This is a genomic window from Kitasatospora sp. NPDC034533 (genome assembly GCF_055575155.1).
Map to the genome: position 1 here is coordinate 153,786 of NZ_JBVITE010000004.1, position 17,364 is coordinate 171,149.

The window sequence follows — 17,364 nt, forward strand, 5'->3', positions numbered from 1 at the left end:
CGAGGAAGGTCATTTCGTCTCGTACTCCGCCATCAGCGCCCGGACCTCGGGTGAGAACAGCATCGGCCCGACGGCGTCCGAGTGCGCCAGCCCCTCGGGGCTGAGCCGCAGGGACCGCGCGTCGCCCTCGGCGAGCCAGCCGCGTTCGGCGAACTCGGCCAGCTCGGCCGGGAAGTCCTCGGCCGGTGAACTGCCGAACCTGGCCCGGTACTCCGCCAGCGACAGGCCGTCGGCCTGGAGCAGGGACTGCACCAGATGGCGCCGGCGCGGTTCCGCGCCGCCCATCCAGTGGCCCACCTCGGCATGGTCGAAGTCCGCGGTGGCGACGTAGTCGTCGATGATGCCGCGCACCTTGGTGGCGTTCACCGCGTAGTCGAACGAGTAGTGCAACCGCGAGGTGTAGGACCTGGCACCGCAGCCCAGGCCGACCATGCCGTCGGTCTGGCAGGCGTACTCGCTCGCCCCGGCCTGCGGGGAGGCGGCGCGGCGGAACATCCGCATCGACACCTGCTGGTAGCCGTGGGCGAGCAGGTGGTCGCGGCCGGCCCGGTAGAGCGCGAGCCGGCGTGCGTCCCAGGCGGCGCTGCTCTCCTGCTCGCCGCGCCGGGCCAGGCCGGTCAGCGGGCGGACGTACAACGGGTAGAGGTACAGCTCCTCGGGCTGCCAGGCGAGGGTGGTCTCCAGCGAGCGGAGCCAGCTCGCCTCGGTCTGGCCGTCGATGCCGTAGATGAGGTCGATGTTGAGCACCGGGAACCCGGCCGCGCGGATCCGGCCGAGGGCGGCCTCCACCTCGGCCCGCTTCTGCGGGCGGACGGCGGAGCGCGCCTCGTCGTCGTCGAAGGACTGCACGCCCAGGCTCAGCCGGGTGGTGCCCCGAGTGACCAGCACCTCCAGCCGGTCGGCCGTCGCGGTGGCGGGCGAGGCCTCCACCGAGAGCGGTATCGCCCGCAGGTCGGCACCCATCCGTCGCTCGGCGATGTCACACAGCCGCTCCAGCTCACCGGCCGTCAGATAGGTGGGAGTGCCCCCGCCGAACGCCGCCAGCGCGAACCGGGCGCCCTCGTCCAGCGCCGCCCGCACCGCCGCGGCCTGGCGCTCCAGGGCGTCCAGGTAGGCCGTGGTCAGGCCCTCGGGGCTGCCGATCCGGGTGAACAGGTTGCAGAAGCCGCAGCGCACCTCGCAGAACGGGATGTGCAGGTAGAGGGAGAGCGCGTGCTGGGCCTCGCCCTCCCACAGCTCGCGCAGCAGCGGGCGTGCGGGCAGCGGGCGGTAGGCCGTCTTGTGGGGGTAGGCGTAGACGTACGACTGGTACGGGGAGTCGGGGCGCGGGGGTGCGGTGGTCATGCGCGCTCCTCGGTGGTCGCGGTGGCCTCCGCCGCACGGGCGGGGAGGGTGAAGTGCGTGTAGGGGACGGTCCAGACGACCTCGTGGCCGATCCGGTGCCCGGTGTAGCCGTCCTCGCCGTACGCGGTGCCGTGGTCGGAGCAGACGATCGCGAAGCAGGGGCGGCGGGCGCTCATGGCGGCGAACAGCCGGCCGATGTGCGCGTCCACGTACTCCAGCGCGGCGGCGTGGCTGGCCCGGGAGTCCCCGTGCTCGCGGGTGGCGCCGGGCAGGTGGAACCAGTTCGGCTGGTGCAGTGCCGAGACGTTCAGGAAGAGGAACAGCGGCTGTTCGGCGGGCTGTTCGGCGGCCACCCGCTCGGCCAGGGCGACCTGCTCCTCGAAGGACGTCGGCGATGCCACCCCCAGCTCGGGCGCCCAGTGGCTCTCCTGGAAGAGACCGGGCAGCACCGAGCCCAGCGGACCCTGCTTGTTGAAGAACCCGACGCCGCCGATGCACACGGTGCGGTACCCGGTCGCGGCCAGGGCCGTCGGCAGGTCGGGGGCGTCGAACACCCAGGTGCGCGGGGCGGTGCTCTCGGAGCCGGCGAAGCGGGCCGCGAACAGGCGCGGGTGCGGGCCGTCGGGGGAGGCGGGGGTCGGCAGGAAGCCTGCCAGGATCGCCTGGTGGGAGGCGTAGGTGAAGCTGCCCGGCGCGTGCCGGCGCTCCCAGCGGCCGCCCGGGAGGACGGCGGCGAGGTTCGGGATCCGGCCGGCGGCGGCCAGCTCCTCGGCGACGTCGAAGCGGAGCGTGTCGAGGGTGACCAGGAGCAGGTCGTGGGTGCCGACGACCGCGTTCATGTCGGGGGCCGGGGCGGTGGTCTGGTGGTTCATCGAGCGGGTTCCGTGATCTGGTGGTCCGTCGCCGGGAACGACGACGGGAAGGGAGCGGTGAGCGCGGCGATCTGGGCGCCGTAGGTGTCGAGGCCCTCGGCGGGGCCGCCGGGCAGGCCGGTGAGGTTGGGGAGCAGGTCGCCGAAGGCGTTCACCTCGCCGACCAGGGCGCGCCGCCAGCCGGCGGTGGGCAGGACGTCGACGCCGACCATCGGCGAGCCGGGGAAGCAGGCCGCCGCGCGCTCGGCCGTCTCCAGCAGGGCGGGCCAGGCCGGTCCGGCGGCCTCCCGGGCCCGCTCGACGCTGCCGCGTGCGCCGCCGAGGTGCAGGTTGGTCATCGGCTGGCCACTGGTGCGCACCACGACGTGGGTGGCCCGGCCGGCGACCACCACGACCCGCAGGTCCGCCGAGCGGCCGGACTGCGAGGCCTTCGGGATCCACTGCTCGACGTGCAGCCCGTCCGGGGCCAGGCCGTCGACGATCGTGGCGACCTCCCGCTCGTCGCGGTAGCGGCGCACCCGCAGCGAGTTGTGCAACCGGCCGTCGGCGAGCTCCACGGACGTGGTGGCCAGCAGCTGCCCGCGCGGCCCGAACTCAAGGGCCATCACCCCGGAGGCGGAGGAACCGTGCGCGGGCTTGACGAACACCCGGCGCAGACCCGCTGCGGCGAGGCGCTCGCGCAGGTGCTCCCAGCCGGTGACCTCACCGCCGAGCGCCCTGGGCACCGGCACCCCGGCTCCGGCGAGCAGCGCGTGCGCCCGGCGCTTGTCGAACATCACGGCGATCTCCTCCGGATCGCCGAGAAGCCGGACACCGGGCCGGGCGGCGAGCCCGCGCAGCGCGGCCATGATCCCGGCGTACCAGGCGGCCGTGCCCTCGACCCTGGTCGGCGCGTAGCCGGGGCCGAGTGCCGGGCCGCGCAGCAGCCGGTCGACCTCGGGCTCCTCGCCGGGCGACTCGATGCGCAGCAGACTTCCCCCGGGCAGCCGGTACCGGCCGCCGAGCACGTCCAGCCAGGGCAGGACGGCGGGCTCGGGCAGCCCGGCGGCCCGGGCCGCGGCGGCGAACAGTGTCACCCGTCGGTGCCCCGGGTTGCCGAGGACGGTCAGCTGCACGGTCATCGCCTCGTCGCCCGCCTACTCGGAGACCGAGACGTAGCGGTCTTCCTCGTCGTCCGGGTCGTCGCCCTCGGCCTCGCTGAGGTCGATCTCCACCCCGGGCAGCGCCTCGCGCAGCCGCTGCTGCATCTCCTCGCTCAGGTAGTGGTGGTGCAGGTCGAGGGCGCGCAGGTGGGTGAGCGGCTGGCCCTCCAGCAGCGAGGTGGCTCCTTCGTCGGTCAGCACGCCCATGGAGAGGTCGAGCGACTCCAGCCGGGCGACCACCGGGGCGTCGCCGAGGGCGGCGGCGATCTCGTCCTGGAACTCGCTGTTGGCCAGCCCGAGGTGGCGCAGTTTCGGGAGCCGGGAGCCGTCCAGGAAGGGTGCCAGATCGTCGATCGTCGCGTCACCGCCGTACTCGTCCACGCCGAGCCAGAGGTCCAGGTGCTCCAGCGCGGGCAGTTCGGAGCCGGCCACCGCGCGGACCACGGTGGCCGGCAGGCCGCCGGACTCGAAGCGCAGCGTGGTCAGCGCGTCGTGCCGGACCGGATCCAGGCCGAGGTCCGTGCCGCCGCGCACGGTCAGCGACCTCAGCGTCGGGAAGGCGGCCAGCAGCGGGGTGATGTCGTCCATCACGAGCCAGGAGACCTCGCACTCGTCGTACGTCACCTCGGCGAGGAACAGGGCCTCCAGCGCGGGAAGACGCCCGGCCGCGGCCGTGAGCGCCTCGATCACCGGGCCGACCGGGCCGTAGCCCTCCTTCCAGTCCCACCAGGGACCGATCACCAGGGCGCGCACACCGGCCGGGTCGACCTCGCGGAGGAAGGACTGCCAGAGCTGCGCGAAGTCCTGCTCGGACCGGTACGCGAGGGCGAGCCGCCAGGCGACCGCGCCGGCGGCCGGCCGCTGTCGGGTGTCGTCGGGGACGAACTCGTGGATCGGCAGGTCGTGGAAGCGTTCGATGTGCCGGGAGATGGACATGTCGGATCCTGGTGGTCAGTCGGGCAGGGGGCGGTCAGTCGGTCGATCCGACGGCGGGACGTTGACGGCTACTCGGCCACGGCGACGTAGCGCCACTGGTCGTCGGGCTTGCCGGGCTCGGAGAGGTCGACCTCCACCCCGGGCAGCGCCTGGCGCAGGCGCTTCTGCACCTCCTCGGTGAGGAAGTGGTGGTGCAGGTCGAGGGCGCGCAGGTGGGTGAGCGGCTGGCCCTCCAGCAGCGCGGTGGCGCCCTGGTCGGTCAGCACGCCCATGGAGAGGTTGAGCGACTCCAGCCGGGCGACCACGGGGGCGTGCGCGACGGCCGCCGCGATGTCGTCCTGGAACTCGCTGTTCTGGAGCCCGAGGTGGCGCAGCGCGGGGAAGCGGGTGCCGTCCAGGAACGGCGCGAGGTCGTCCATCGTCGCGTCACCGCCGTAACCGGCCACGCCCAGCCAGAGCTCCAGGCGCTCCAGGGCCGGGAAGTCACAGCCCGCCACCGACCGCACGACCGCGCCCGGCAGGCCGCCGGCCTCGAAGCGCAGCGCCCTGAGCGCCTCGTGCCGCAACGGCTGCAGGGCCAGGCCGCCCTTGCCGTCCCAGTCCTCCGAGGCACCTCGCACCACCAGCTCGGCCAGCTGCGGGAAGGCCGTCAGCAGCGGCGTGACGTCGCACTGCTGGATCCAGGAGATCTCGCACTCCTCGTAGGTGATGTCGCCGACGAACAGCGCGCGCAGGGCGGGCAGCCGGCCGGCGGCGGCGATGATCGCCTCCATCGGCTCCCGGAAGCTGTCGGGCTCCTCCGGCGACCACTGGCCGATCACCAGGGCGCTGACCCGCGCCGCGTCGACGGCGCCGAGGAACTGCTCCCAGCGCTCGACGAACGTCGCCTCGGACTCGTACTCGAGCCTGATCCGCCAGGCGACCGCGTCCGCCTCCGGCAGCCGGGCGGTGTCGGATCCGCCCTTCTCCTCGGCCTCCTCGAAGGCCTCCACGAAGTCGAAGACGGGAAGACCGTGGAACCGCTCGATGTGGTCGTTGACAGTCATGCGCTGCTCCTCTGGGGTCTGGGCCGAACAACTGTCTACCAGCCGGGACTGACAATCCGGTGGCCGGGGCGCCACCCGGGCGCGTTGTCAGACCCTTGCTCTATGTTCGGGTCCTGGCTCCGGAGAGTGACCGCGGCAGGCGCGGCGGAGCCGTGGGTTCCGGCGTCCGCCGGGGTCCGGCCGTACGGCGAGGGAGGACTGATGTACCGCCAGGGCGATGTGCTGATCGTGCCGGTCGAGGAGAGCGCGGTGCCGCCGAGGGCGGCGGAGCTGGCCGTGCAGCCCCGGGACGCGCGGGGCCGGATGGTGCTGGCCCTCGGCGAGGTCACCGGACACGCGCACGCCGTCGTCGGTCCCGGCGAGCTGCGCCGTGAGGCCGGGCCGTTCGGCGCCGGCTGGCTGCGCCTGCCCGAGGGCGGCCGGGTGGTGCACGAGGAGCACGCGGCGATACCGCTGCCCAAGGGCTGGTACCGGGTGGTCCGTCAGCGCGAGTACGTACCGGGAGCGGTGCGGGTGGTCGCCGACTGATCACCGCTCCGCGCCGAAAGGGGCGGACCACGACGGGGCACGAGGGCGGGGCGCGGCCGGGGCCGCGGCCCGGAACGGGAACGGACGGCGGGCGGGAGCCCGACCGGGAACGGAGCAGGGATGGAGACGGTGATCCACGACGAGGTCCACGGCGGACGCACGGGCGCGCGGGAACTGCCCGGGCCGGCCGGGGTCACGGCCCGCTGGCGGGCGGCCGCGGCGGCCACCGGGACGGGCGACCGGGCGGTGGCCGAACGCGCCGTCCGGGCCGCCTACCGGGCGGCGGGACTGCCCGAGCCCGAGGCGGTCCACTGGTTCGGTTCGCCGCTCGCCGCGACCGAGGTGGCGCTGGAGCTGCGGGCCGCCGGCGCGGAGAGCGTGCGCGAGGCCGTGCGCACCCGGCCTTGGGAGGAGGCCCGGCGCAGGGCCGTCGAGCAGGTCGGCACCACCGGGTGGGCGGGTCACTGGGCCCTCACGGGCGGCGAACTCGGCCCGGTCACCACCCCGCTCGCCGACCGGCTGCGCAACGCCGTGCTCGACCGGCTCGCCCCCGAGGCCGACCAGGAGGCCGACACCGCCGTGGCCGAGGCGGCGCGGGCCCGCCGCACCACCGTCCGGCTCGCCCTGCTGGACGCCGTGCGCGGCCAGCACGACGCGCCGTGGTTCGCCGCCTTCGAGGCCGCCGGCACGAGTGCCGAGGCGGTCGCACCACTCGCCGAGCTGGCCTGGGAGGTCGGCTGGTGGTGGCCCTACCGCGGCGTGGCCCTGCTCAGCGAACGGCCGACGGCCCTGCACCGTGACGAGGCCGGGCGGCTTGACCGGGCGGACGGGCCCGCCCTGGAGTACGCCGACGGCTTCGCCCTCCACGCCTGGCGCGGCATGCCCGTCCCGCCGGAGTTCCTGGCGGGCCTGGCCGAGGTGACGGTCGAGCGGATTCGCACCGAGGAGAACGCCGAGCTGCGCCGCGTCCTGCTGGAGCACTACGGCTACGAGCGCTACCTCGCCGACTCCGGTGCCGAGCCCGTCCACCGGGACGAGACCGGTGTGCTCTGGCGGATCGTCCTGCCCGACGACGAGCCGGTGGTGATGGTCGAGGTGGTCAACTCCACCCCCGAACCGGACGGCACCCACCGCACCTACTGGCTGCGCGTCCCCCCGACCACCCGCACCGCGCGTGCTGGGGTCGCCTGGACCTTCGGCATACCCGAGTCCGCCTACCACCCGCAGCGCGAGACCTGACCACGGACGCCTCCGGCATCCGGAGCGAGCTGCGCGTGTTGACCCTTACCCCACGTCAGGCCGCACGGTGGGGCGCAGCGAACGAACGGATGATCGGAGGGACGCATGAGCTGGTCGGTGGGACAAGTCTCCGGCTTCGCCGGAGTCACGATCCGGACCCTGCACCACTACGACCGGTCCGGGCTGCTCTCGCCCAGTGAGCGAAGCCCGGCCGGCTACCGGCTCTACAACGGTGCGGACCTCGCCAGGCTCCAGCAGATCCTCTTCTACCGGGAGCTCGGCTTCCCGCTCGACGAGATCGCCGACATCCTGGCGGACCCGCAGGCCAGCGCGCTGGACCACCTGCTGGCGCGGCGTCAGGTGCTCACCGAGCAGATCGCCCGGTTGCAGAAGCTCGTCGACGTCGCCGAGCGGGCCATCGAGGTGCAGCGCACCGGGGTCGAGCTGACCCCGGAGGAGCGCTTCGAGGTCTTCGGCGACGTCGTCTTCGACCTCAGCTACGCCGCCGACGCCCACCTGAAGTGGGGCGAGCGGGACAGTCACCAGGAGGCGCTGGCCCGTGCCGCCACCCACTCCAAGGAGGACTGGCAGCAGCTGATGGCGGAGGCCGCCGAATGGCGAGGTCGACTGCTGGAGGCCTTCGACGAGGGATTGCCGGCCGACCATCGGACACTGCTGGAGCTCGCCGAGGAGCACCGGCAGCACATCACCCGGTGGTTCACGCCCTGCCCGCCGGAGATGCACTGCCGGATCGCCGACGACTACGAGGCGGACGCCCGCGCCTTCGCCCTCGTCGTCCCGCCGGTCGACCAGCGCCCGGGACTGGCCGGCTACCTCCGTACGGCGATCGGCGCCAACGCCGAGCGGCACGGCGCGGGCGGACCGGAGGCGGCCGGGTGAGGATCCTCGTCATGGCCGCCGGCTCCCACGGTGATGTCGCTCCCTACACCGGGCTCGGCGCCCGCCTGCGCGGCGCGGGGCACGAGGTGGCGCTCGCGGCGCCCGAGACCTTCCGCGAGCTGGTGGCCGACAGCGGCCTCGGCTTCCGCCCGCTCCCGGCCGACCCGCGCGGAACGGGCACCGGGTCACCCCGCGGGCGCTCCGAACTGCTGGCGCGGGCCGCCGCCTTCATCGGGCAGCTGGGCGACGGGCTCATGGACGCCGCTGCGCCCGGAGCCGACCTGCTCCTGCTGAGCACCACCACCGCGCCGTTGGGATGGCACCTCGCGGAGGCGATGGGTGTGCCCAGCATGGGGGTCTACCTGCAACCCACCCTGCCGACGAGGGAGTTCCCGCCGGTCGTCGGGGGCGGCCGCTCCCTGGGCAGCTGGGGCAACCGGGCGGCGGGGGCGCTCGGCCAGCGGGTCGTCGACCGTCTGCATGCCGAGGCCGCACGCCGGTTGCGGTCGCGGCTGGGCCTCCCGGCAGTCGCCCAGACCGCCCGCCGGAGGGCGGTGGGACGGGCGGACTGGCCGGTGCTGCACGGATTCAGCCCGCACCTCGTGCCCCGACCGGCCGACTGGCGGAGGGGACTGCGGGTCGTCGGCAACTGGTGGCCGTACGTGGCGGACGGCTACCAGCTGCCGACCGAGGTCGAGGCCTTCCTGCGGGCCGGACCGCCGCCGGTGTTCATCGGCTTCGGGAGCATGGCGGCGGGGCAGGGCGAGCGGCTGAGCGCGTTGGTGGTGGAGGCCCTGCGGCGGGCCGGGGGCCGGGGCGTGGTGCAGGCGGGCTGGGCCGGGATCGCCGGGGAGGGCGACGACGTGCTGGCGGTGGGCGAACTGCCGCACGCCCGGTTGTTCCCGCGCATGGCGGCGGTCGTGCACCACGCGGGTGCGGGTACGGCGGCCGCGGTGCTGCGGGCGGGAGTGCCGAGCGTGCCCGTCCCGGTGGCGGCGGACCAGCCCTTCTGGGCGGACCGGCTCACCAGGCTCGGCGCCGGGACGGCTCCGCTCCGGTTCGCCGACCTCACCGCCGACCGGCTGGCGGAGGCCATCCGCAAGGCCGTCGCGCAGCAGCGGCTGCGTGAGCGGGCGCAGGAGGCGGCCCGTGCGATGGCCAAGGAGGACGGCGCGGGGCGGGTCGTGGAGGCGGTGGTGGCGTTGGGCGGATAGGGGGTGAGAGGCGGACGGCTGAGGGGCCCCACGCCAGGGTCCGTTCCAGCCCGCCGAGCACCGCGGTGTTGCTGAGCTGTGGCGCCACGGGGCGCAGTGGTCGCCTGCGTCTTGGGCGGCGATGAGGACGGTGTGTGTTCGGGAGAACGGAGGAGGTGGTAGAGCCGGGTGTCCTGGCCCGGGACGAGGGTTTCGGCCTCGTAGCCGAGGACCAGGACCAGGCAGGTGACGAGGTGGGCCATGTCATCACAGCGGAACCGTCGGATGGTCGGGGTGGGTTCCCAGAAGTCCTGGAGTGCGCGTCCGGCGCGGGCGTCGCGGAGGAACCCGGGTGCCGAAGGTCTCGGCGTGCGTGGCCAGGAGGGGAGTGGTGGGGCCGAGCTCCGGGAGGGCGGTCTGTCACCAGAGCCGGTTGACGGCCTCCCGGTCGGCCGGGGGCAGGGTCACTGGGGCTGCCGTCGCCAGCGGCAGTGCCGCCCGGGCTGGCGGTGCTGCTGGTTCCGTCGACGAGCCGGTGCAGATCCCGGGCCCGCCGAGCCAGTTGTCGACGGCGCCCGGGTCTGCGACTACGGCGGCGAGACGGGGTTCGAAGGCCGTGGCACGAATGGCCAGGATGCCGCTCATGCTCCAGCCGGTCATGGCGATCCGGTCATCGCGATCCGGTCGGGGGCGACGAGGGGCGGGACGAGCGGAGAGCGGAGGAGGTGGTCGAGGACCGGGCGGATGACGTGTCTCCAATCGGGCCGGAACGGGATGCCGTGTTCGAAGGGCAGGGCGCCCTGGCCGGGCCCTTCCAGGACGAGGACGTTCCAGCCGCGTTCGAACGCGGCGCGGGCACCGCAGCAGTAGAGGTCGAGTTTCTGGGCGTCGCTGCCGTTGACGAGCACGAGGGCGGGGCGGAGCCTGGGCCGGTCCGGCCGGAGTGCGCAGGTAGGCGGGCAGCAGTCCCGTGCCCTCGCACGGGGTGCACAGGTGCTGCATCGACGGGTCGACGAGTGAGCCGGCACGGTGCGAGCAGGTGCGCGTCTCGGCGAAGACGGCCGACCCGTCGGCCGATCGCGCGCTGCCGAGGACGGAGAACAGGGAGAGGGAGAGGAATTGGCGGCACGTCGGTGAGCGTCGCGGGCTCACGGCTCGGTCCATCCGGTCAGGCCCGCAGGCCGTGGCGCTTGGTGTACCCGAGGTGGAACAGGAGCAGCGGCGTGACGATCACCGGCCAGCTCAGGTTCATGGCGGCCGGAGCGGCATCGACAGGAAGGAGGTAGGCGAAGGCCAGCTGGGCAAGGGCGTTGAGCAGGCTGGCGGTGCCCCAGACGGCCGTGAGCACCCGGAGACCGTGGCGGAACACGGCCTCCTGCTCCCAGCGGTCCTCCCAGGCGCGCAACCCGTCTTCGCCGGCCTTGGCCCGTACGAAGGACCGGAATACGACCATCAGGGCCGGGCGGCCGTAGGCGACCGAGGCCAGCAGCCAGATTCCGATGAGCCCGCCGAGCATGCCCGTCCAGGCTTCGCGGATCAGCAGGGTGCGGGCGTCTCCGGTGAGTGCGGACAGCACCAGGCCGAGCAGGATCATGCTGAGGACCAGCAGGGCCGGGAAGTCGACGCGGCGGGTCCGGACCAGCCGTACCACCACGGTGACGGCGGGTACGGCGGCGGACCAGAGCAGTGACCACCACTGGTCCACGCCCACCGTGCGCAGCCCGTAGTAGAAGAGGAGTGGCAGGCCGAGATCGATCAGCAGGGGTAACAGGGCGGCGGCGCGGCGCGGGGCGGCGTGCAGGGTCACTTCGCCTCCACGTTCCTGGTCGCGAGCGTGAACAGGGTGACCAGTTCGCGCCCGTAGGCCCGGGCGTCGAACTCGTCCCCGGCGGACAGCCGGTTGGCGGCCGCGTCGATCGAGGCGCGGATCGCGGTGGCCATCGCCTCGGCGTCGAACGGGCGGAAGTCGCCGCTGAGCTGCCCGTTCCGCAGGTGCTCGACCAGCCGCGCCACGGGGGTGTCGAAACCGGCCGAGCTGACCAGTGGACTGCCGTCCTCCCGGCGGGCGTTGGCGAGGACGTCCACCAGGGCCCGCACCTCGACCGGGTGTTCCGCCAGGAACTCCAGGTTCGCCTCGATGTAGGCGGACAACTGTGCGGCGGGTTCCGGGCGCGCCTGGATGCGGGGCTGCATGAAGGCCCGGGCCGCCTCCTGGACGGTGTCGACGAGGGCCTGGAAGAGGTCCTCCTTGTCCTCGAAGTGGTACGAGATCAGCCGCACGCTGGAGAGCTTCGCCCGCTTCGCGATCTGGGCGAACGAGGCGCGGGCGTATCCGAGTTCGGCCACGGTTTCGATCGTGGCGGCGACGATCTGGGCGCGTCGGGCATCGGTGGTGAGGCTCCGGCCGGAGCCGCGGCCGGGCGGTGCGGGGTCAGGATTTACTCGCATGAGTAAAAATTAACATGGATCGGCAAAACCGTGGGCGCGGAAGTGCCCTGCCGCAAACGCGCGAACGGATGCGGCGGGCGGATCCCCGGCGACAGCGACCCCGTCGGCTGCGGCCCGTCGGCTGCGGGGCCGGTGGGTGTCAGGGTGCCCGGGCGATCAGGACGGGCTGGAAGAAGCCGGTGTCGGCGGGCTGCTCCCAGCGGACGCCGGACAGGCCCACTTCGGTGGCGAAGGTGCTCAACTCGCCCTGGACGAGGGCCCAGTAGGTGGAGCGGCGGACGGAGACCTGCCACTGACCGGTGTCGTCCGGCAGGAGCCGGAAGAGCTCCAGGTCGTACCGCTCGCCGTCCTCGTGCCACTGCCAGAGCTGGAAGACGACCGACCGGCGGCCGTCGTGCTCGGCGGTCTGCGGCGCCGTGGATGCGGGACGGTTGCGGCGCAGCTCGTCGTACGGGCGGGTGGTGACCAGCAGCAGTCCGTTCGGGCGCAGAACCCGCCGCATCTCGCCGAGCGCGGTGCGGACGCCATCGGCCGTCAGCAGATGGGGCAGCGAGTTGTCTGCGCAGACGACGACGTCGAACCGGTCGTCCGGAAAGGGGAGTTCGCGCATGTCGGCGGCGGCGGTCGGCAGTCGGAGTCCGCGTTCGGCCGCCTCTGCGGTGGCGCGGGCGGCGGCGGCCGGGCTGAGGTCGGTGCCGGTGACGCGGTGGCCGAGCGCGGCCAGGCCGACCGCCTGGGTGCCGATGCCACACGCGCAGTCCAGCACCTCGGCTGGACCGTCGCCGAGGTGAGTGCGGATCAGGGCGTCCAGAGCGGAGCCCTGGCGGGCGATCGAGGCGTTCCAGTCGGCGTAGAGCAGGTGGTAGCCGTCGGCGAAATCGTCGTAGAAGCGGCCGAGGTCGGACTGGGTCATGGCGGCAGGTCTCCACGGGAGGGCGGTGGACGCGGCAACGTGGCCGTCGGGACTGGTACGGGCGGCGTGGCGACGGCACGGCCCGGCCACGGTGCGGCCCCGAGCGGGCGGTGGTGACCGGCCCGTTCGCCACGGCGCAATCCTCGCCCGGGCGCGTCGAGCGGGGTACCGGTTTTCGGGACCGCGGAGGGGAAGGAGGCGTCCAACGGGTGGCGGGCGAGGAGCGGTCGGACGGGCTTCCGCCTCACGCAGCGGCGGCGCCTGGGTCGGCCCGGATGGTCGGGGCGACGCGGACAGCCCGGACAGCCCGGACAGCCCGAACGGCCGGCAGGGGCGGCGGCCGGGGTTGTCGAGCTGCCGGCGGGCAGTTGGTGGGATTGGGGGGCCGGTTCTGGCCTGCGGGGGAGCTGTGGCTGGTGGAGCGCCAGTGCGGGGAGGAGCCGGGTGTCCTGGTCTCCTTCCTGGTCGCCTTCGAGGCGGACGGCGGTGGCTCGGAAACGGTGAGCGGGCTGTTCGCCGCCGGGCATCGGGAGCTGCGGGAGGGCGCCGTCCGCCGGTACCTGCCGGACTCCCAGTCGACTCGACGCCGCTGACCGTCCGGACGGGACCGGGCCATTCCCAGGAGTCCGACGGGCCCGACCGGTGCATGGGCCGACCCGCCCCAACAGGCCAGACCGCCCCGGCCGGCGCAGGAGACGGGCGGCGAGCAATCCCACTGGCCCGGTGGCACCGTCGCCGCGATGATGCGGGCATGCGCACCTTCGAAGAGCTGATCAGCGAGGCGGAGTCCGTGTCCGTGGATGGCTGGGACTTCTCCTGGCTGGACGGCCGGGCCGCCGAGGAGCGGCCCTCCTGGGGCTACCAGCGGTTGCTGGCCGGACGGTTGGGCAGGGCGACGGCGGCGCTGGACGTCCAGACCGGTGGCGGCGAGGTACTCGCCGGCGCCGTACGGCTGGGCGGAAGCCCGCCCGTGCTCGCGGCCACCGAGTCCTGGCCGCCCAACCTGGCCCGCGCCACGCGGCTGCTGCACCCGCTGGGCGCGGTGGTGGTCGCGGACCCGGACGAGCCGCCCCTGCCGTTCGCCGACGAGGACTTCGACCTGGTCAGCAGCCGGCACCCGGTGCGGGCCTGGTGGACGGAGATCGCCCGGGTGCTGCGGCCCGGCGGCACCTACTTCGCCCAGCACGTGGGCCCGGCGTCCGCCTTCGAGCTGGTCGAGTACTTCCTCGGGCCGCAACCGGCGGCACGCGAGGGCCGCCGCCCCGAGCTGGAGAGCGGCGAGGCGGAGGCGGCCGGGTTGGAAGTGGTGGACCTGCGCTCCGAGCGGCTGCGGATGGAGTTCCGCGACATCGGGGCGGTGGTGTACTTCCTGCGCAAGGTGATCTGGATGGTCCCCGATTTCACCGTGGCCGCGTACCGTGACCGGCTGCGCGAGCTGGACGCGCTGATCCGCGCCGAGGGGCCGTTCGTGGCCCACTCGGCGCGCTTCCTGATCGAGGCACGCAAGCCGTAGCCGGCCCGAATGCGTCCGCTCCGGGCACGGAGGCTGCCGCCCGTACGGAGGTTTCCACCCCGGCACGGCGATGTCCGCCCACTGGGAGCCGGTACGGAGCCCGCATAGAAAACCCCATACACAACCCCATACACGGCCCACCACCGCAAGCCCGCCCAGAGCCCGTAAGGCCCGCCGGGAGCCCGAAAAGGGCCCCCGGCGGGCCGAACGGAGCCTCGGCGGGCCCGGCCGGCTCCCGCCCTCAGGACTGCGCGACCAACTCCAGGTACGCGTCGTGCCAGAGGTCCTCGTCGCCGTCCGGCAGGAGCAGCACCCGGTCCGGCCGCAGGGCCTCGATGGCGCCCGGGTCGTGGGTGACCATCACGATCGCGCCCGGATACGTGCCGACCGCCGCCAGGACCTCCGCGCGGGAGGCCGGGTCGAGGTTGTTGGTCGGCTCGTCCAGCAGCAGGACATTGGCGCCGGAGTGCACCAGGCCGGCCAGCGCGAGCCGGGTCTTCTCCCCGCCGGACAGCACGCCGGCCGGCTTGTCGGCGTCGTCGCCCCGGAAGAGGAACGCGCCGAGCACGTGCCGCAGTTCGCCGTCGGTGAGACCGGGCGCGGCCTGGGCGAGGTTGTCGCGCACGCTGAGGGCCGGGTCGAGGGTGTCGTGCTCCTGGGCGAAGTAGCCGAGCCGCAGGCCGGGCCCGGGCACGACGCGGCCGGAGTCCGGAGCCTCCCGGCCCGCCAGGACGCGCAGCAGGGTGGTCTTGCCGGCTCCGTTCAGACCGAGCACGACCAGCCGGCTGCCGCGGTCCACGGCCAGGTCCAGGCCGTTCAGGACCGTCCGGCCGCCGTAGGACTTGGCGAGGCTGATCGCGCCGAGCGGCATCCGGCCGCAGGGGGCGGGCTCGGGCAGCCGGATGCGGGCGGTGCGCTCGGCCTGCCGGACGGGTTCGAGTTCCGCGAGCATCCGGTCGGCCCGGCGGGCCATGCTGCGAGCGGTGGTCGCGGTGGCGACGTTGGCCCGCATCCGGTCGGCCTGGGCGTGCAGGGCGGCGGCCTTGCGTTCGGCGTTGGCCCGCTCCCGGGTGCGGCGGCGCTCGTCGGCGGCGCGCTGGGTCAGGTAGGCCTGCCAGCCGGTGTTGTGGACGTCGATCGTGGCGCGCTGCGGGTCCAGGTGGAAGACCCGGTTGACGGTCTCGGCGAGCAGTCCGAGGTCATGGCTGATCAGCACCAACCCGCCCTGGTGGGCGGCGAGGAAACCGCGCAGCCAGGCGACGGAGTCGGCGTCCAGGTGGTTGGTCGGCTCGTCCAGCAGCAGGGTGCCGTGGTCGGCGAACAGGATGCGGGCCAGTTCGACCCGGCGGCGCTGGCCGCCGGAGAGCGTGCCGACGGGGGAGTCCATCACCCGGGCGGGCAGGCCGAGCCCGGCCGCGACCCGCGCCGCTTCGGCCTCGGCGGCGTAGCCGCCCCGGGACTGGAACGCGGCCTCGGCGCGCACGTAGGCGTCCATCGCCCGGCGTTCCTCGGCGGGCGACCCGGCGCGGGCCATGGCCGTCTCGGCGGCCCGCAGGGCGCGGACGGCGGTGTCCAGGTCGCGGGCGGACAGGATGCGGTCGGTGACGGTGACCGACGGGTCGGCGGCCCGGGAGTCCTGGGGGAGGTAGCCGACGGCCCCGGTCCGGGTGACCGTGCCGGTGGCGGGCGCCAGCTGCCCGGCCAGGGTGGCGAGCAGGGTGGTCTTGCCGGCGCCGTTGCGGCCGACCAGGCCGATCCGGTCGCCGGGGGCGATGTGCAGGGTGACGTCGGACAGCAGCAGGCGGGCGCCGACGCGCACGTCGACACCACGGGTGGTGATCATGGGATAACGCTCCGAAACGGCTAGCGGACACACGGGTGGCGTGGAAGTGGGTCCGTCGGCTAGGAAATTCGGGGCGTAGACATGCGAGGCAGGCTACCGGCCGGGCGGGTGGGGCGCATCCGAATTGGGCGGCGCGGCTGACGCGGCGCGCATCCGGGGCGCCAGGGCCGTGAGCGACTCGCCGGGGCCGGTGGGCGAGCCACCGGGACCGGTGGGCGAACCGCCGGCGCCTGCGGGAAGGCCGGGCGTCGCGAGAATGTCCGTCGCCTGTCAGGGGAGGCGCCGGCACGGTTTCGGACAGCCTGCCCGCGCGGTGGCGCGCCGGGCCGCCTTGTCGTGGCCATGCCTCGTTCGCTTCCATGTCCGCATGCCCCGACGCGATCTCGTACTTCTGACCGATCACAGCTCGACCGAGGGCAGCCGGCAGGTGCTCGCCGCCGCCGCGCGGACGCTGACCGGCCGGGAGCCCGTGCAACTGGACGCCCGGCACTTCATGGTGGGCGGCAGCGGCCGGATCGAGCCCGAGGACACGGGCGGGATCCGGCTGGTGGCCGGCGGCCGGAGCGTGGTCGCCGACACGGTGATCGTCTACGAGATCCCGCCGCGGCGGCGCCGCGCCTTCGCCGACTGCCAGCGGCAGTTGCGCGGACACGGTGTGCGCTCGCTCGGCAGCGACGCCGAGGCGTGGCGGGCGGCCACCGAGAAGGACGTCACCGTCGCCCGCTTCGTGCGGGACGGCGTGCCGCACGTGCCCGGCATCGTGCTCTCCCGGCCGAGTGCGGAGACCGTCGCGGAGGCCTTCGCGGAACTCGGCGGCGACGTCTAGACCCTGCCCCGCGTCGGGGCGGGTGGTGACGACGTCTTCCGCGTCACCACCCGCTGTCGGCTCGCCGCCGTCGCGGGGCACTACGCGCGGTCCGGAACGGAGTGGCTGATCGCCCGTGACGCAGGCAACTTCCTCCCGGACGGACGCCGCCATCTGTACCGGGTGGTGGTGCTGTACGGGCGCGTGGTCCGGGTGGTCGAACTCGTCCAGACGGACCCGGACACACCCTGCGACGAGAGCCGCGGCGCCGTCCCCAGGTTGCTGGACTACAGCGAACTCCCGGACGGACTCGCGGAGTCGGCCATCGCGGCCGCCGCGTCCCTGGGGCTCGACCTCGCGGGAGTGGACCTCGCCGCCGAGAACGGCGGGGTGGTCTTCGAGGCCGATGTCCACCCCGCCCTCGGTCGGCGCGGTCTGGAGCAGGTGGCCCTGCCGTACGTGGCCGCACACCTCGCCGAGTAGTGCGGTCCGAGCGGGCAACCCGGCCCCGAGGACGGCGCCGCGCCGGCGGGTGGTGCCGAGCCGCCCGCAGCAGCGCCGCCCGAGCGCGGACCGCATCGCGAGCACCGGAAGCCCGGGACGGCCGCCCCGTCGAGCGCCGCCCCGTCGAGCGCCCGTTCC

Annotated in this window: 19 protein-coding genes; 8 read left to right on the forward strand and 11 right to left on the reverse strand. The window is 74.2% G+C overall.

Annotated elements, in window-relative coordinates; all coding sequences use genetic code 11:
- Positions 1-9 precede the first annotated feature (9 nt).
- The 5 genes from ACZ55U_RS04935 to ACZ55U_RS04955 form a co-directional block, all read right to left on the reverse strand.
- The gene (locus tag ACZ55U_RS04935) at positions 10-1,344 is read right to left on the reverse strand and encodes an STM4012 family radical SAM protein (RefSeq protein WP_465522487.1); all 1,335 of its coding nucleotides are present in this window, start codon (positions 1,342-1,344) and stop codon (positions 10-12) included.
- Complete coding sequence (locus ACZ55U_RS04940) at positions 1,341-2,183, reverse strand: STM4013/SEN3800 family hydrolase (RefSeq protein ID WP_465522623.1); 843 nt, start codon at positions 2,181-2,183, stop codon at positions 1,341-1,343. Before ACZ55U_RS04940 ends, ACZ55U_RS04935 begins: the two co-directional genes overlap by 4 nt.
- 29 nt (positions 2,184-2,212) lie before the next feature.
- Positions 2,213-3,337, reverse strand: a complete 1,125-nt coding sequence (locus ACZ55U_RS04945) for an STM4014 family protein (RefSeq protein ID WP_465522489.1) — start codon at positions 3,335-3,337, stop codon at positions 2,213-2,215.
- Positions 3,338-3,352: 15 nt separating this feature from the next.
- On the reverse strand, positions 3,353-4,294 hold the full coding sequence (locus ACZ55U_RS04950) for an STM4015 family protein (RefSeq protein WP_465522491.1): 942 nt from the start codon (positions 4,292-4,294) through the stop codon (positions 3,353-3,355).
- 68 nt (positions 4,295-4,362) lie between these two features.
- On the reverse strand, positions 4,363-5,340 hold the full coding sequence (locus ACZ55U_RS04955) for an STM4015 family protein (protein ID WP_465522493.1): 978 nt from the start codon (positions 5,338-5,340) through the stop codon (positions 4,363-4,365).
- Between the two features lie 201 nt (positions 5,341-5,541).
- Between ACZ55U_RS04955 and ACZ55U_RS04960 the strand changes: the two genes are divergently transcribed.
- The 4 genes from ACZ55U_RS04960 to ACZ55U_RS04975 all read left to right on the forward strand — a co-directional run bounded on the left by ACZ55U_RS04960 (position 5,542) and on the right by ACZ55U_RS04975 (position 9,221).
- Positions 5,542-5,868: a hypothetical protein gene (locus tag ACZ55U_RS04960; RefSeq protein ID WP_465522495.1), complete on the forward strand. Its 327-nt coding sequence runs from the start codon at positions 5,542-5,544 to the stop codon at positions 5,866-5,868.
- Positions 5,869-5,988: 120 nt separating this feature from the next.
- Positions 5,989-7,107, forward strand: a complete 1,119-nt coding sequence (locus tag ACZ55U_RS04965) for a DUF6745 domain-containing protein (RefSeq protein WP_465522497.1) — start codon at positions 5,989-5,991, stop codon at positions 7,105-7,107.
- Positions 7,108-7,212: 105 nt separating this feature from the next.
- Positions 7,213-8,007 (forward strand): MerR family transcriptional regulator, encoded by a 795-nt coding sequence (locus tag ACZ55U_RS04970; protein ID WP_465522499.1) that lies wholly within the window; start codon positions 7,213-7,215, stop codon positions 8,005-8,007.
- On the forward strand, positions 8,004-9,221 hold the full coding sequence (locus ACZ55U_RS04975) for a glycosyltransferase (RefSeq protein ID WP_465522501.1): 1,218 nt from the start codon (positions 8,004-8,006) through the stop codon (positions 9,219-9,221). Before ACZ55U_RS04970 ends, ACZ55U_RS04975 begins: the two co-directional genes overlap by 4 nt.
- 399 nt (positions 9,222-9,620) lie before the next feature.
- Here ACZ55U_RS04975 and ACZ55U_RS04980 read toward each other — a convergent pair whose 3' ends face one another.
- The 5 genes from ACZ55U_RS04980 to ACZ55U_RS05000 all read right to left on the reverse strand — a co-directional run bounded on the left by ACZ55U_RS04980 (position 9,621) and on the right by ACZ55U_RS05000 (position 12,561).
- The gene (locus tag ACZ55U_RS04980; RefSeq protein ID WP_465522503.1) at positions 9,621-9,860 is read right to left on the reverse strand and encodes a hypothetical protein; all 240 of its coding nucleotides are present in this window, start codon (positions 9,858-9,860) and stop codon (positions 9,621-9,623) included.
- Positions 9,857-10,108, reverse strand: coding sequence for a hypothetical protein (locus tag ACZ55U_RS04985; protein WP_465522505.1), 252 nt, complete (start codon positions 10,106-10,108; stop codon positions 9,857-9,859). Before ACZ55U_RS04985 ends, ACZ55U_RS04980 begins: the two co-directional genes overlap by 4 nt.
- Positions 10,109-10,368: 260 nt before the next feature.
- Positions 10,369-11,007 (reverse strand): VC0807 family protein, encoded by a 639-nt coding sequence (locus ACZ55U_RS04990; protein ID WP_465522507.1) that lies wholly within the window; start codon positions 11,005-11,007, stop codon positions 10,369-10,371.
- Complete coding sequence (locus ACZ55U_RS04995) at positions 11,004-11,648, reverse strand: TetR/AcrR family transcriptional regulator (protein WP_465522509.1); 645 nt, start codon at positions 11,646-11,648, stop codon at positions 11,004-11,006. Before ACZ55U_RS04995 ends, ACZ55U_RS04990 begins: the two co-directional genes overlap by 4 nt.
- Positions 11,649-11,787: 139 nt before the next feature.
- On the reverse strand, positions 11,788-12,561 hold the full coding sequence (locus ACZ55U_RS05000; protein WP_465522511.1) for a class I SAM-dependent methyltransferase: 774 nt from the start codon (positions 12,559-12,561) through the stop codon (positions 11,788-11,790).
- Between the two features lie 416 nt (positions 12,562-12,977).
- Between ACZ55U_RS05000 and ACZ55U_RS05005 the strand changes: the two genes are divergently transcribed.
- Complete coding sequence (locus ACZ55U_RS05005) at positions 12,978-13,154, forward strand: hypothetical protein (RefSeq protein WP_465522513.1); 177 nt, start codon at positions 12,978-12,980, stop codon at positions 13,152-13,154.
- 158 nt (positions 13,155-13,312) lie between these two features.
- Positions 13,313-14,074, forward strand: coding sequence for a class I SAM-dependent methyltransferase (locus ACZ55U_RS05010; protein ID WP_465522515.1), 762 nt, complete (start codon positions 13,313-13,315; stop codon positions 14,072-14,074).
- Positions 14,075-14,315: 241 nt separating this feature from the next.
- On the opposite strand, the gene ACZ55U_RS05015 is transcribed toward ACZ55U_RS05010, so the two are convergent.
- Positions 14,316-15,917, reverse strand: a complete 1,602-nt coding sequence (locus ACZ55U_RS05015; RefSeq protein ID WP_465522517.1) for an ABC-F family ATP-binding cassette domain-containing protein — start codon at positions 15,915-15,917, stop codon at positions 14,316-14,318.
- Between the two features lie 367 nt (positions 15,918-16,284).
- Between ACZ55U_RS05015 and ACZ55U_RS05020 the strand changes: the two genes are divergently transcribed.
- Both ACZ55U_RS05020 and ACZ55U_RS05025 read left to right on the forward strand, forming a co-directional pair.
- Entirely contained in the window at positions 16,285-16,743 is a 459-nt protein-coding gene (locus tag ACZ55U_RS05020; protein ID WP_465522519.1) for an ATP-grasp domain-containing protein, read from the forward strand.
- A 168-nt stretch (positions 16,744-16,911) separates the two neighbouring features.
- Positions 16,912-17,205 carry a hypothetical protein gene (locus tag ACZ55U_RS05025; RefSeq protein ID WP_465522521.1) on the forward strand — a complete coding sequence of 98 codons (294 nt, stop codon included), beginning with the start codon at positions 16,912-16,914 and terminating at the stop codon, positions 17,203-17,205.
- Positions 17,206-17,364: the final 159 nt, after the last annotated feature.

Bases quoted from the DNA above. Each gene is read 5' to 3' on its own strand.
- ACZ55U_RS04950 (WP_465522491.1), bottom strand. From the start codon at position 4,294: ATGTCCATCTCCCGGCACATCGAACGCTTCCACGACCTGCCGATCCAC.
- ACZ55U_RS05015 (WP_465522517.1), bottom strand. From the start codon at position 15,917: ATGATCACCACCCGTGGTGTCGACGTGCGCGTCGGCGCCCGCCTGCTG.
- ACZ55U_RS04980 (WP_465522503.1), bottom strand. From the start codon at position 9,860: ATGACCGGCTGGAGCATGAGCGGCATCCTGGCCATTCGTGCCACGGCC.
- ACZ55U_RS04955 (WP_465522493.1), bottom strand. From the start codon at position 5,340: ATGACTGTCAACGACCACATCGAGCGGTTCCACGGTCTTCCCGTCTTC.
- ACZ55U_RS04935 (WP_465522487.1), bottom strand. From the start codon at position 1,344: ATGACCACCGCACCCCCGCGCCCCGACTCCCCGTACCAGTCGTACGTC.
- ACZ55U_RS04995 (WP_465522509.1), bottom strand. From the start codon at position 11,648: ATGCGAGTAAATCCTGACCCCGCACCGCCCGGCCGCGGCTCCGGCCGG.
- ACZ55U_RS04945 (WP_465522489.1), bottom strand. From the start codon at position 3,337: ATGACCGTGCAGCTGACCGTCCTCGGCAACCCGGGGCACCGACGGGTG.
- ACZ55U_RS04970 (WP_465522499.1), top strand. From the start codon at position 7,213: ATGAGCTGGTCGGTGGGACAAGTCTCCGGCTTCGCCGGAGTCACGATC.
- ACZ55U_RS04960 (WP_465522495.1), top strand. From the start codon at position 5,542: ATGTACCGCCAGGGCGATGTGCTGATCGTGCCGGTCGAGGAGAGCGCG.
- ACZ55U_RS05000 (WP_465522511.1), bottom strand. From the start codon at position 12,561: ATGACCCAGTCCGACCTCGGCCGCTTCTACGACGATTTCGCCGACGGC.
- ACZ55U_RS05010 (WP_465522515.1), top strand. From the start codon at position 13,313: ATGCGCACCTTCGAAGAGCTGATCAGCGAGGCGGAGTCCGTGTCCGTG.
- ACZ55U_RS04965 (WP_465522497.1), top strand. From the start codon at position 5,989: ATGGAGACGGTGATCCACGACGAGGTCCACGGCGGACGCACGGGCGCG.
- ACZ55U_RS04940 (WP_465522623.1), bottom strand. From the start codon at position 2,183: ATGAACGCGGTCGTCGGCACCCACGACCTGCTCCTGGTCACCCTCGAC.
- ACZ55U_RS05020 (WP_465522519.1), top strand. From the start codon at position 16,285: ATGCCCCGACGCGATCTCGTACTTCTGACCGATCACAGCTCGACCGAG.